General features: G+C 63.1%; 10 protein-coding genes and 1 tRNA gene. 6 read left to right on the top strand and 5 right to left on the bottom strand.

The window, feature by feature from the left end:
* Positions 1-26: 26 nt before the first annotated feature.
* Positions 27-320 carry a stress response translation initiation inhibitor YciH gene (gene yciH, locus E4S61_RS18040; RefSeq protein WP_135305337.1) on the top strand — a complete coding sequence of 98 codons (294 nt, stop codon included), beginning with the start codon at positions 27-29 and terminating at the stop codon, positions 318-320.
* A gap of 289 nt (positions 321-609) precedes the next feature.
* Positions 610-1,914: a dicarboxylate/amino acid:cation symporter gene (locus tag E4S61_RS18045; RefSeq protein WP_135305338.1), complete on the top strand. Its 1,305-nt coding sequence runs from the start codon at positions 610-612 to the stop codon at positions 1,912-1,914.
* Between the two features lie 31 nt (positions 1,915-1,945).
* Here the strand turns inward: E4S61_RS18045 and engB are convergent, their stop codons facing one another.
* The 5 genes from engB to E4S61_RS18070 form a co-directional block, all read right to left on the bottom strand.
* Positions 1,946-2,563 (bottom strand): GTP-binding protein EngB, encoded by a 618-nt coding sequence (gene engB / locus E4S61_RS18050; RefSeq protein ID WP_135305339.1) that lies wholly within the window; start codon positions 2,561-2,563, stop codon positions 1,946-1,948.
* A gap of 64 nt (positions 2,564-2,627) precedes the next feature.
* Complete coding sequence (locus E4S61_RS18055) at positions 2,628-3,125, bottom strand: metallophosphoesterase family protein (RefSeq protein ID WP_135305340.1); 498 nt, start codon at positions 3,123-3,125, stop codon at positions 2,628-2,630.
* 40 nt (positions 3,126-3,165) lie between these two features.
* Complete coding sequence (locus E4S61_RS18060) at positions 3,166-3,471, bottom strand: winged helix-turn-helix transcriptional regulator (RefSeq protein WP_209309551.1); 306 nt, start codon at positions 3,469-3,471, stop codon at positions 3,166-3,168.
* 276 nt (positions 3,472-3,747) lie between these two features.
* Complete coding sequence (locus E4S61_RS18065) at positions 3,748-4,398, bottom strand: hypothetical protein (protein WP_135305342.1); 651 nt, start codon at positions 4,396-4,398, stop codon at positions 3,748-3,750.
* 337 nt (positions 4,399-4,735) lie between these two features.
* Positions 4,736-4,808 (bottom strand) — tRNA-Asp (locus tag E4S61_RS18070).
* Positions 4,809-5,090: 282 nt separating this feature from the next.
* Here E4S61_RS18070 and E4S61_RS18075 point away from each other — a divergent pair.
* The 4 genes from E4S61_RS18075 to E4S61_RS18090 are packed head-to-tail and all read left to right on the top strand — an operon-like array spanning position 5,091 to position 11,619.
* Positions 5,091-5,318 carry a DNA-directed RNA polymerase subunit H gene (locus tag E4S61_RS18075; protein WP_135305343.1) on the top strand — a complete coding sequence of 76 codons (228 nt, stop codon included), beginning with the start codon at positions 5,091-5,093 and terminating at the stop codon, positions 5,316-5,318.
* Positions 5,318-6,883, top strand: coding sequence for a DNA-directed RNA polymerase subunit B'' (locus E4S61_RS18080; RefSeq protein WP_135305344.1), 1,566 nt, complete (start codon positions 5,318-5,320; stop codon positions 6,881-6,883). Before E4S61_RS18075 ends, E4S61_RS18080 begins: the two co-directional genes overlap by 1 nt.
* A 1-nt stretch (position 6,884) precedes the next feature.
* Positions 6,885-8,711, top strand: coding sequence for a DNA-directed RNA polymerase subunit B (gene rpoB / locus E4S61_RS18085; RefSeq protein ID WP_135305345.1), 1,827 nt, complete (start codon positions 6,885-6,887; stop codon positions 8,709-8,711).
* Between the two features lies 1 nt (position 8,712).
* Positions 8,713-11,619 carry a DNA-directed RNA polymerase subunit A' gene (locus tag E4S61_RS18090; protein WP_135305346.1) on the top strand — a complete coding sequence of 969 codons (2,907 nt, stop codon included), beginning with the start codon at positions 8,713-8,715 and terminating at the stop codon, positions 11,617-11,619.
* Positions 11,620-11,622 lie beyond the last annotated feature (3 nt).

An 11,622-nucleotide genomic window follows, 5' to 3' on the forward strand; every position in this document is an offset into this window, starting at 1 on the left:
ACGAAGGTTTCGTACGGGCCGGTGTAATGTCGGAAGTCTGCTCGACGTGTGGGCTGCCTGAGGAGCTCTGCGTCTGTGAAGACGTCGCTAAAGAGTCCCAGCAGATTAACATCCGCATCGACGAGCGCCGTTACGGGAAGGAGGTAACGATAATCGAAGGGTTCGACCCCAAAGACGTGGACATGGACTCGCTGTCTTCGGACCTCAAGTCCAAGTTCGCCTGCGGGGGGACGGTCGAAGACGGCCAGATCGAACTCCAGGGCAACCACACCGGTCGCGTCGAGGACTTCCTCCGCGACAAGGGCTTCAACGTCGCCTGACCTCCTAACCGTCGGAACGGTTCTGCGGCAGCTAGTTGGTGAGTGCCTACAGTGTCGTCACTGAATAGCGACAGTAATTGCCGACATCTGGGGGAGGATGCTAGTCGACGGTCCGAAACTGGCCGCTAAAACCGGTTGAGTATCCGTGCTCACGCGTCCGACTTCGATCGACGCGCGCTGAGAGGGTTGCGCTCACCCGGAGAAACGGCTGACTCGGGCGCCGTCGAAGGTGCCTGCAGATACTGACGGGACGCACGCCCCTTTACCGGTCGCTGGCTTTCCGAGAGGTATGACTCGTTCCGTCAGCTCCCTCTGGAGACAGTATCGGTCCGTCCCGCTCATCTACCGCATCTTCGTCGCATTCGTACTGGGCTCAGTAGCGGGTCTCGTTTTCGGTGACCGAATGGCTATCGTCACGCCGCTTGGCGACCTGTTCCTTCGCTTGCTCGATATGCTGGTCATCCCGATTATCGTCTTTACGCTCTTGACCGGCATCCGACAGCTCTCGCCGGCACGCCTCGGGAGAATCGGCGGCGCGACGGTCGGACTGTACGCGGTGACGACGACGATAGCCGGGATTATCGGACTCGCCGTCGCCAACGTCCTCCAACCGGGCCGAGGCGTTGAACTCGTCGGAGGCGAAGCGCAGTCGCAGTCACCACCGTCGCTGATGGAAGTCGTTCTCGGAATCGTTCCGAGTAACCCGGTGGCGGCGATGGCCGAGGGGAACCTGCTCGCAACAGTATTTTTCGTCATCGTCTTCGGTATCGCACTCACCTACGTCCGCGCCCAGAAGCCGGACCTCGCAGACAGTGTCGACTCGGTGTTCGAGGCCTTCGAGGTCGGTGCCGAGGCGATGTTCGTCGTGGTTCGCGGCGTCCTCGAATACGGCGTAATCGGCGTCTTCGCGTTGATGGCCGCGGGTATCGGCACCGAGGGTATCGGCGTGTTCACGACGCTCGGCGAACTCGTCTTAGCGATCGCAATCGCCATCGTCGTCCACATCGGTGTTACCTACCTCCTCATTCTGATGGTGCTGATAGCAGACGTCTCGCCGCTTGCCTTCCTCGCCGGCGCGAAGGACGCGATGGTAACCGCCTTCGCTACGCGTTCCTCCAGTGGAACCCTGCCCGTGACGATGCGAAACGCCGAGGAAGACCTCCGAATCGCCGAACGAGTGTACTCGTTTACGCTTCCGGTCGGCGCAACGGCGAACATGGATGGCGCTGCTATCCGACAGGCGATTACGGTCATGTTCGCTGCGAACGTCGTCGGGCAACCACTCGTGCTCACGGAGCAGGTGTTCGTCTTGCTCGTGGCCGTCCTCATTAGTATCGGTACCGCCGGCGTGCCGGGAGCGGGTATCGTCATGCTCACCGTCATCCTCACACAGGTCGGCCTCCCGTTGGAAGTCGTCGGATTCGTGGCGGGCGTCGACCCGATTCTCGGCCGCATCGCGACGATGAACAACGTCACCGGCGACCTCGCCGTCTCCACCGTCGTCGGGAAGTGGAACGACGCCATCGATTTCGACCGGGGCGTCTGGACCAGACAGACGAGTCGGTTAGACAGTGTTATGCCCGGTGGAGACTAGGAAAAATCGACTCCTCGACCCCGAGCGGTGCCTAGAAGAACTGAAACAGGTCGTCCCGTTGTGCTTCGTGCAGGTGGTGTCGTACCGCCTCGTTCAGCGCGTCGATGTTCCCGCGTTTGGCGCTGATTGGGGCGATAGTCTCCTGCCACTGTTGCCACGGCGGGTGGAGACCGAGGCGGTCACAGAGGTCGTCTAAGCGTTCGTCCTCGTCGTCGACCTTGTCCATCTTGTTGACGGCGACGACGGGTTCGACGCCGACCTCGCGGAGGAAGTGGAACATCTCGACGTCGTGGGGAATCTCGTCGGGACCGGAGTGGCGGTCGATGATGTCGACGACGGACTTTCCGTCGACGACGAGGATACCGACTAGAATCTTCTCGGCGTTGGTCTCGACGTAGCGGACCACGTCGGTCTTGATTTCCTCGCGGACATCCTCGGGGACGCCCTTCATGAAGCCGAAGCCGGGGAGGTCGGTGAGGACGAAATCGGGACCAGCCCAGTCGTAGTGGTTGGGCTTGCGGGTGACGCCGGGACGCTGGCCGGTGTCGAACGTGTGGCCGGTGAGCTCTCGCATCAGCGTCGATTTGCCGACGTTGGAGCGGCCGACGAGGACCACTTCGGCGTCGCGGTCCGGGCGTGCATCGAACATACTGCCGGTACAGCGCCGACGGGGAAAAGCGCGTCAGTTTCGCTCGGCGGGCCGAACGAGCGGACTACTGCTCGTGTAACATCACGTCGAGCGCACCGTCTCGCACCGAGGCAGTCATCATCGTCGTCCGGTCGGTGGGGGCCGCGCCCGTCGCGCTTCCGGGATTCAGCAGTCGCACGCCGCCGTGCGTCGTATCCACCACTTCGTGGGTGTGACCCGCGACGCCGACGGCGTCGCCGTCCGCCTCCTTGGCTTCCTCGCGGACGACACCGGCGACACGGTCCTCGTATCCTCGATGCGAGCCGGTGCCGTGTGTCACGACGAAGGTGACGCCGCCGAGTTCGACCGTCGCTCGGCTAGGAAGCCCGATACGCGGGTCCATGTTTCCCGAGACGGCGGTCAGCCGTGCCGACATCGCTCTGACGTTCGACAGCGCGCCCTCGCTGTCGAAGTCCCCGGCGTGAATCACGTGGTCGGCCGCTTCGATGCGTTCTCGGAAAGCAGCGGGTATCTCGGTGGCCCGCGACGGGATGTGCGTGTCGCTGATGAGTGCGACGTCCATGGCCGCTGGTTCGACGGCCGACGACAAAATCGTTGGTCCGCTACTCGGCAGTTTCCGTCGTCGTAAACAACCCTTCGAGTTCTTCGAGACGACCGACGAGCGTCTCGATCCCCTCGTTTATCTCCGCGACCCGCTGGTCGATGTCGTCGGCCGGAATCGCCCCCTGCGGCGTCGGGTCGACCAACTCGTCGTCCTCAAGCATCCGGAGCGAGTATCGCACCTTGTGCTCTGGAATCCCTGTCTCCTTTGAGAGCCGAACGATACCGATCGGCCCGTTGTCGATAACCGCTTCGAGAATCGTCAGGTCTCGTCCCTCCTTTTCGACCTGATTGCTCAGTCTTTCCATGCCCATAGAGAATCGTATCTATCCGTACTGTGTGCCGATACATAAACGCCCCAGTTGTGGCCACGCCGACGTTTCACTCGCTTCGAACCACGCTACTGCTCGCGGCTTCGCCGTCGTCGGGCGGCAACGCCGCCCGACTGCCTGCGGGACCGAAGGTCCCTCTCCGCTCGCTTGTCCGGAGACCCCTCGCTTCGCTCGGGGCTGTCCTGCTCGCGTGTCGCTTCGCTCCCGTTCGCGTTTCGTGGTTCTCGCTCGTTTCACTCGCTTCGAACCACGCTATTCTTCGACGGGCGTCCGTCGCAACTCGTCTAGCTGGTCGCGCAACTTCGAGAGCTCCGTCTCCAGTTCCTCGCGGCGGTCGATGAGCGTGCTTAGCTCCTCGGTGTTGACCGAGTAGTCGTTCTCTAGGGCCACGTCGAGGGCGTCGGTGGTCGCCGCCGCGAGGTCCGTCGAGACGCGCAGGACCTCGCTCGGCGTGCCGCGCGACTCGTACAGCTGCTGGTTGCCCGAGAGCGGGCTGTAGGCTATCATCGGCGATTCGACGCCGTGGTGGTACGTGACCGTGTAACTCGTGTCTGTCACCGGATTGAGGCGGTCCTCGGCACGCTCGGTTCTGACGATGTTGAACGGCTCGGCGAGCGTCGGATACGTCTCCGCGAGGTCTCGCAGGCGGTCGGCGGCGGTCACGTCGAGTTGGGCTTCCACGTCGCCGAAGAACTGTCGGGAGTTCGTCAGACTGAACGCGACGGTGTAGAACACGGACTCGTCGCTGTCCGCGAGATTTCGAACCCGCTCGCGCACCTCGCCGTGACGCCCCTCGATGGTCAACTTCTCCAGTTCTTCGAGCAGCGCCCGGACACCCTCCTCGCGTTCGAGGAACGCCTCGACAATCGCGCCGGGCATCGCCTCGCCCTCTCCGTCGTCCATGCCCTCCGTTGGAACGTGCCCACTAAACAGTCTATCGGCGACTGAGCATCGAACCGACCGGCAACGGGGACAAAACATATGCCGGATTGGTGTCTTGCTTCCTACGTCCGCCTCCCGGGGCGGGCCTATGACAGGGCGAGGGGCGCACACCCCCTCATACGCCACACTTCCTCCCGGTAGGCCATTGTTATAGCCGTACTAACCCGCTATCAGTTGCGAGAGCGGTCACTATCGACGTGCTAACCGAGAGGATTCTAATCCCTTTGTCTACGTTTCCTCAAACTCGCCGCCGCTCGGTGACGAGACACCTCTCTGGGGAGTTGAGTTAGAGAGAAAGCGCCCGGAGCGGGATTTGAACCCGCGTCACGACCGTGACAGGGTCGTATGATGGGCCACTACACCATCCGGGCACGCTGCCTTGCTGCACTTCTTCGTATCCCGGTGGTAGTATTAAGGCTTTCCAAAGGAAGGCGCTCTGTGATGGGTACCCGTGACGGGACCCAAACTTCTATATCTGGCCTGACCGAACTGGTTGGTACGCGAGTTCACCCCAACGTTCCCGGCGGGGGTCGGGGTCGAGTAGCTACTGCCGGCCGAGTTAGTAAGCGTTATACCCGTGCCGACAATAACGACCTGTAGTATCTCGTGACAGCAACCTTCTCCAGTAGCAGGCCCCACGCACACGCACACATATGGTAGATGTAAGTCAACACGACCTCGTCCCCGACCACAGCGTCGTCGACGAGGACGACCTCGAGGTAGTGCTCGAGGAGTACGACATCAAACGAACCGACCTTCCGAAAATCAAGCGTGCCGACCCGGCGCTCCCGGAGGACGCCGAGATCGGTGACGTCATCCGAATCGAACGCGACTCTCGAACGACCGATGTCGCGGTCGTCTATCGGCTGGTGGTGGAATAATGGATACACAGGACCGACGCGCAATCTCGCGTGAGTACTTCGCTAAGGAACGGCTCGCAGAACATCACTTCCGCTCGTTCAACTCCTTCCTCGACCGCGGAATGCAACAGGTCGTCGACGAGAAGGAGACCATCGACACCGACATCGGCGACAAAGAGGGCCAGGAGCCGGTGTGGGTCGAACTCGGCGACGTCCGCGTCGTCACCCCCCGAGTCCGAGAGGCCGACGGGAGCGAGGAACTCCTCTATCCGCAGGAGGCCCGTCTCCGCAACATCACTTACTCCGCACCGGTGTTCATGGAGATGGCCATCGTCCGCGGCGGCGAGGAGGAACCCGAGGAAGTCGTCGACCGGACCGAGACCAAGATCGGGCGGATGCCCGTCATGGTCGGTTCGAATAAGTGTAACATCGCCGGCTTCTCCGACGAGGAACTCATCGACATCGGTGAGGACCCGGCTGACCCCGGCGGCTACTTCGTCGTCAACGGCTCCGAGCGGGTGCTGATGACCAGCGAGGACCTCGCCCCGAACAAGATTCTCGCCGAGTACGACACGAAGTACGGCGACGAGGTGCAGGTCGCAAAGACCTTCTCCCAGCGCCGTGGCTACCGCGCGCTCGTCCTCTGTGAGCGCACCCGCGACGGCTTGCTGGAAGTTTCCTTCCCGTCTGTCTCCGGAAGCATCGACTTCGTGACGCTGGTTCGGGCGCTCGGCCTGGAATCCGACGAGGAAATCGTCCACCGCGTCAGCGAGGACCCGGAAATCGTGAAGTTCATGCTCGAAAACCTGGAGGAGGCCGAAGTCCAGACCACCGAGGGTGCAATCGAGACTCTCGGCCAGCGCGTCGCCTCCGGACAGGGCAAGAACTACCAACTGAAGCGGGCCAACTACGTTATCGATCGGTATCTCCTGCCGCACCTCCACGAGGAGGGCGTCGACGAGGAAGAAGTCCGCATCAACAAGGCGTACTACCTCTGCCGGATGGCCGAGGCCTGCTTCGAACTCGCACTGAATCGCCGAGAGTCCGACGACAAGGACCACTACGCCAACAAGCGGCTGAAGGTCAGCGGCGACCTGATGACCGACCTGTTCCGGACGGCGCTGAACAAGCTCGCCCGGGACGTGAAGTACCAGCTCGAACGCGCGAACATGCGGAACCGCCAACTGTCTGTCTCTACGGTGGTCCGCTCGGACGTGCTGACCGAGCGGCTCGAACACCCCATCGCGACGGGGAACTGGGTCGGCGGCCGTTCCGGTGTCTCGCAACTGGTCGACCGGACGGACTTCATGGGCGTTCTCTCTCACCTCCGTCGCCTGCGCTCGCCGCTCTCGCGTTCACAGCCCCACTTCGAAGCGCGTGACCTGCACGCGACCCAGTGGGGTCGCATCTGCCCCTCCGAGACGCCGGAGGGCCCGAACTGTGGGCTGGTGAAGAACTTCGCGCAGGCTATGGAGCTGTCACAGGACGTCGAGGACAATCAGGAACTGAAGCAGGAACTGGCGGATATGGGGGTCCAGGGCATCCCCGGAATCGAATCCATCCAACAGCAGCCCGCGGACGATTAATATGAGTCAGGGACGCGAAGCCAAAGTATACGTAAACGGTAGCTTGGTCGGGACACACCCCGACCCCGAACAGCTCGCAGAACAGGTTCGACAGGCCCGACGGCGGGGAGACGTCTCCCAGATGGTCAACGTCTCGGTCAAGGACCGCACCGAGGAAGTTATCATCAACGCTGACGCCGGCCGCGCCCGACGCCCACTGTTGGTCGTCGAGAACGGCGAGCCGCTCATCTCCGAGGAGGAGGTCGAGCAGGTCAAAGACGGCGAACTGGAGTTCGAGGAACTCGTCGAACGCGGCGTGGTCGAGTTCATCGACGCCGAGGAAGAGGAGGACATCCTCGTCGGCGTCGACGAGACGGAACTCACCGAGAACCACACGCACCTCGAAGTCGACCCGCAGCTGATGTTCGGTATCGGCGCGGGGATGATTCCGTACCCCGAACACAACGCCAGCCCCCGGATTACGATGGGGTCGGGGATGATCAAACAGTCGCTCGGACTACCGAGCGCGAACTACCGCATCCGCCCGGACACGCGTCAGCACCTGCTGCACTACCCGCAGCTCTCGATGGTCAAGACCCAGACCACCGAACAGATTGGCTACGACGATCGGCCGGCCGCACAGAACTTCGTCGTCGCCGTCATGAGCTACGAGGGGTTCAACATCGAGGACGCCCTCGTCATGAACCAGGGCTCGGTCGACCGCGCGCTCGCTCGCTCGCACTTCTTCCGGACCTACGAGGGCGAGGAGCGACGCTACCCCGGCGGACAGGAAGACCGCTTCGAGATGCCCGACGACGAGGTTCGGGGCGCTCGCGGCGAAGAAGCGTACACGCATCTGGACGACGACGGGCTGGTCAATCCCGAGACGGACGTCGGCGAGAACGCCGTCCTCCTCGGGAAGACGAGCCCGCCCCGGTTCCTCGAAGAGCCCGATGACATGGGCGGCCTCTCCCCGCAGAAGCGCCGAGAGACGAGCGTGACGATGCGCTCGGGCGAATCCGGCGTCGTCGACACGGTGACGCTGATGGAAGGCGAGGACGGCTCGAAGCTCTCGAAGGTCTCCGTGCGTGACGAACGCATCCCCGAACTCGGGGACAAGTTCGCCAGCCGACACGGGCAGAAGGGCGTCGTCGGTCACATCGCGCCCCAGGAAGACATGCCCTTCACAGAGGAGGGCGTCGTGCCGGACCTCATCATCAACCCGCACGCGCTGCCGTCGCGGATGACGGTGGGACACATCTTAGAGATGATCGGTGGCAAAGTCGGCGCGCTGGAAGGCCGCCGCGTCGACGGCACCGCCTTCACCGGCGAGGACGAGGAACGACTCCGCGGCTCGCTCGAAGAGCACGGCTTCGATTCCTCGGGCAAGGAGACGATGTACTCCGGCGTCACCGGCGAGAAGATTGAAGCGGACATCTTCGTCGGCGACATCTTCTATCAGAAGCTCTACCACATGGTCTCGAACAAACTGCACGCCCGCTCGCGCGGGCCGGTGCAGGTGCTTACCCGCCAGCCCACTGAGGGTCGCGCCCGCGAGGGCGGGCTCCGTGTGGGCGAGATGGAACGGGACGTGCTCATCGGGCACGGCGCGGCGATGGCGCTCAAAGAGCGTCTGCTCGACGAGTCCGACCGCGAGTTCATCAACGTCTGTGGTCGCTGTGGAATGACCGCCGTCGAGAACGTCGAACAGCGCCGGGTCTACTGTCCGAACTGCGAGGAGGAGACGGACATCCACGAGGTGGAGATGTCCTACGCGTTCAAGCTCCTCTTAGACGAGATGAAGGCGCTCGGCATCGCTCCGCGAATCGAACTGGAGGACGCAGTCTAGCATGAGTTCCCAACAGACACCACAGGAAATCGGTCAGCTCAGTTTCGGGCTGATGGACCCCGAGGAGTACCGCGAGATGTCGGCGACGAAGGTCATCACAGCCGACACCTACGACGACGACGGCTTCCCCATCGACATGGGCCTGATGGACCCGCGACTGGGCGTCATCGACCCCGGTCTCGAATGTAAGACCTGCGGGAAACACAGCGGGTCGTGTAACGGCCACTTCGGCCACATCGAACTGGCCGCGCCCGTCATCCACGTCGGGTTCGCGAAACTCATCCGACGGCTCCTTCGGGGGACCTGCCGCGAGTGCTCGCGGCTCTGTCTCGACGAACACGAACGCGACGAGTTCACTGACCGTCTCCAGCGGACCCGCGACCTCGGCCGGGACTTAAACGACGTGACGAAGGCTGCCATCCGGCAGGCTCGAAAGAAGGACCGCTGTCCGTTCTGCGGCGAGAAACAGTACGACATCAAACACGAGAAGCCGACCACCTACTACGAAGTCCAGCAGGTGCTCGCTTCGGACTACCCCGACCGCCTCGCCGCCGCGATGGAGGAAGCCGAAGACCGTATCTCGCCGCCAGAACTCGCAGAGGAGACGGGTATCGATTCGGGCCGTGTCCAGCAGATTCTCAGCGGCGAGTTCCGCCCGCGACAGGAGGACCGCCGCGCACTGGAGAAGGCGCTGTCGGTGGACCTGACCGAAGAGGACATGAACAAGCTCATGCCCTCGGACATCCGGGACTGGTTCGAGGACATCCCGGACGGCGACATCGAAGTGCTCGGGATGAACCCCGAGCGGTCCCGGCCCGAGTGGATGATTCTCACTGTTCTTCCGGTGCCGCCGGTCACCGCTCGACCCTCGATTACGCTGGACAACGGCCAGCGTTCCGAGGACGACCTGACGCACAAACTGGTCGACATCATCCGCATCAACCAGCGGTTCATGGAGAACCGCGAGGCGGGCGCGCCCCAACTCATCATCGAGGACCTCTGGGAACTGCTGCAGTACCACGTCACCACGTTCATGGACAACGAGATATCGGGGACGCCACCGGCGCGACACCGCTCCGGCCGTCCGCTGAAGACGCTCTCGCAGCGCCTCAAAGGCAAGGAAGGGCGCTTCCGTGGCTCGCTCTCGGGGAAGCGTGTCAACTTCTCGGCTCGTACCGTCATCTCTCCGGACCCAACGCTGTCGATGAACGAGGTCGGCGTCCCGACGCGGGTCGCGCGGGAGATGACCCAGACGATGAACGTCAACGAGCGCAACTTAGAGAACGCGCGGCGCTACGTCGCCAACGGGCCGGAGGGTCACCCCGGTGCGAACTACGTCCGGCGACCGGACGGCCGCCGACTGAAGGTCACCGAGAAGAACTGCGAGGAACTCGCAGAGAAGGTCGAACCCGGCTGGGAGGTCTCCCGGCACCTCGTGGACGGCGACATCATCATCTTCAACCGGCAGCCATCGCTGCACCGGATGTCCATCATGGCTCACGAAGTGGTCGTGATGCCGTACAAGACGTTCCGGCTCAACACCGTCGTCTGCCCGCCGTACAACGCCGACTTCGACGGCGACGAGATGAACATGCACGCCCTGCAGAACGAGGAGGCCCGCGCGGAGGCTCGCGTCCTCATGCGCGTGCAAGAACAGATGCTCTCGCCGCGCTTCGGCGAGAACATCATCGGCGCGATTCAGGACCACATCAGCGGGACGTACCTGCTGACTCACACCAACCCACACTTCAACGAGACGCAGGCGCTGGACCTGCTCCGGGCGACGCGTATCGACGAGTTGCCCGAACCGGACGGCACGGAGGACGGCGAGGCGTATTGGACGGGACGGTCCCTGTTCTCTGAACTCCTGCCGGACGACCTCAACCTGGAGTTCACCGCCTCCGCTGGCGATACGGTGCGTATCGAGAACGGCGAGATGACCTCCGGGACCATCGACGAGGACGCCGTCGGCGCGTTCGGCGGCGAAGTCGTCGACACCATCGCCAAGGACTACTCGAAGACGCGCGCCCGCATCCTCGTCAACGAGGTTTCCGCGCTGGCGATGCGTGCCATCATGCACTTCGGGTTCTCCATCGGAATCGACGACGAGTCGATTCCCCGCGAGGCCGAAGAGCAGATCAACGACGCCATCGACTCCGCCTACGACCGCGTCGAGGAACTCATCGACACCTACGACCGGGGCGAACTCGAATCGCTGCCCGGCCGAACTGTCGACGAGACCCTGGAGATGAAGATCATGCAGACGCTCGGCAAGGCGCGTGACTCCGCCGGCGACATCGCCGAGGATCACTTCAGCGACGACAACCCGGCGGTCGTCATGGCCGAGTCCGGCGCCCGTGGGTCGATGTTGAACCTGACCCAGATGGCCGGCTGTGTCGGCCAGCAGGCAGTCCGGGGCGAACGAATCAACCGCGGCTACGAGGGCCGTACCCTCTCACACTTCGAGGAGGGCGACCTCTCCGCGGACGCACACGGCTTCGTGGAAGCCTCCTATCGCTCGGGGCTCGGGCCGAAGGAATTCTTCTTCCACGCGATGGGTGGCCGCGAGGGACTCGTGGACACGGCAGTCCGTACCTCCAAATCCGGCTACCTCCAGCGGCGGCTCATCAACGCGCTCTCCGAACTCGAAACGCAGTACGACGGGACGGTCCGAGACACCTCGGACACTATCGTCCAGTTCGAGTTCGGTGAGGACGGCACGTCGCCGGTCAACGTCTCCTCCAATCAGGACGAGGCGGCCGTCGATGTCGAACAGATCGCCGACAGCGTCCTGAACGAGGAGTTCCAAGACGACAAGCAGAAAGAGAGCTTCCTCGGGCAGCGCACCGAGCGGACCAACCTCTCGGAACACGCCGACGACTGGTGGATGGCCGAGGGAGACGACTGAACC

The organism is Haloarcula amylovorans (assembly GCF_004681185.1).
Taxonomy (GTDB): Archaea; Halobacteriota; Halobacteria; order Halobacteriales; family Haloarculaceae; genus Haloarcula; species Haloarcula amylovorans.

Bases quoted from the DNA above. Each gene is read 5' to 3' on its own strand.
- yciH (WP_135305337.1), top strand. From the start codon at position 27: ATGTCGGAAGTCTGCTCGACGTGTGGGCTGCCTGAGGAGCTCTGCGTC.
- E4S61_RS18045 (WP_135305338.1), top strand. From the start codon at position 610: ATGACTCGTTCCGTCAGCTCCCTCTGGAGACAGTATCGGTCCGTCCCG.
- engB (WP_135305339.1), bottom strand. From the start codon at position 2,563: ATGTTCGATGCACGCCCGGACCGCGACGCCGAAGTGGTCCTCGTCGGC.
- E4S61_RS18055 (WP_135305340.1), bottom strand. From the start codon at position 3,125: ATGGACGTCGCACTCATCAGCGACACGCACATCCCGTCGCGGGCCACC.
- E4S61_RS18060 (WP_209309551.1), bottom strand. From the start codon at position 3,471: ATGGAAAGACTGAGCAATCAGGTCGAAAAGGAGGGACGAGACCTGACG.
- E4S61_RS18065 (WP_135305342.1), bottom strand. From the start codon at position 4,398: ATGGACGACGGAGAGGGCGAGGCGATGCCCGGCGCGATTGTCGAGGCG.
- E4S61_RS18075 (WP_135305343.1), top strand. From the start codon at position 5,091: ATGGTAGATGTAAGTCAACACGACCTCGTCCCCGACCACAGCGTCGTC.
- E4S61_RS18080 (WP_135305344.1), top strand. From the start codon at position 5,318: ATGGATACACAGGACCGACGCGCAATCTCGCGTGAGTACTTCGCTAAG.
- rpoB (WP_135305345.1), top strand. From the start codon at position 6,885: ATGAGTCAGGGACGCGAAGCCAAAGTATACGTAAACGGTAGCTTGGTC.
- E4S61_RS18090 (WP_135305346.1), top strand. From the start codon at position 8,713: ATGAGTTCCCAACAGACACCACAGGAAATCGGTCAGCTCAGTTTCGGG.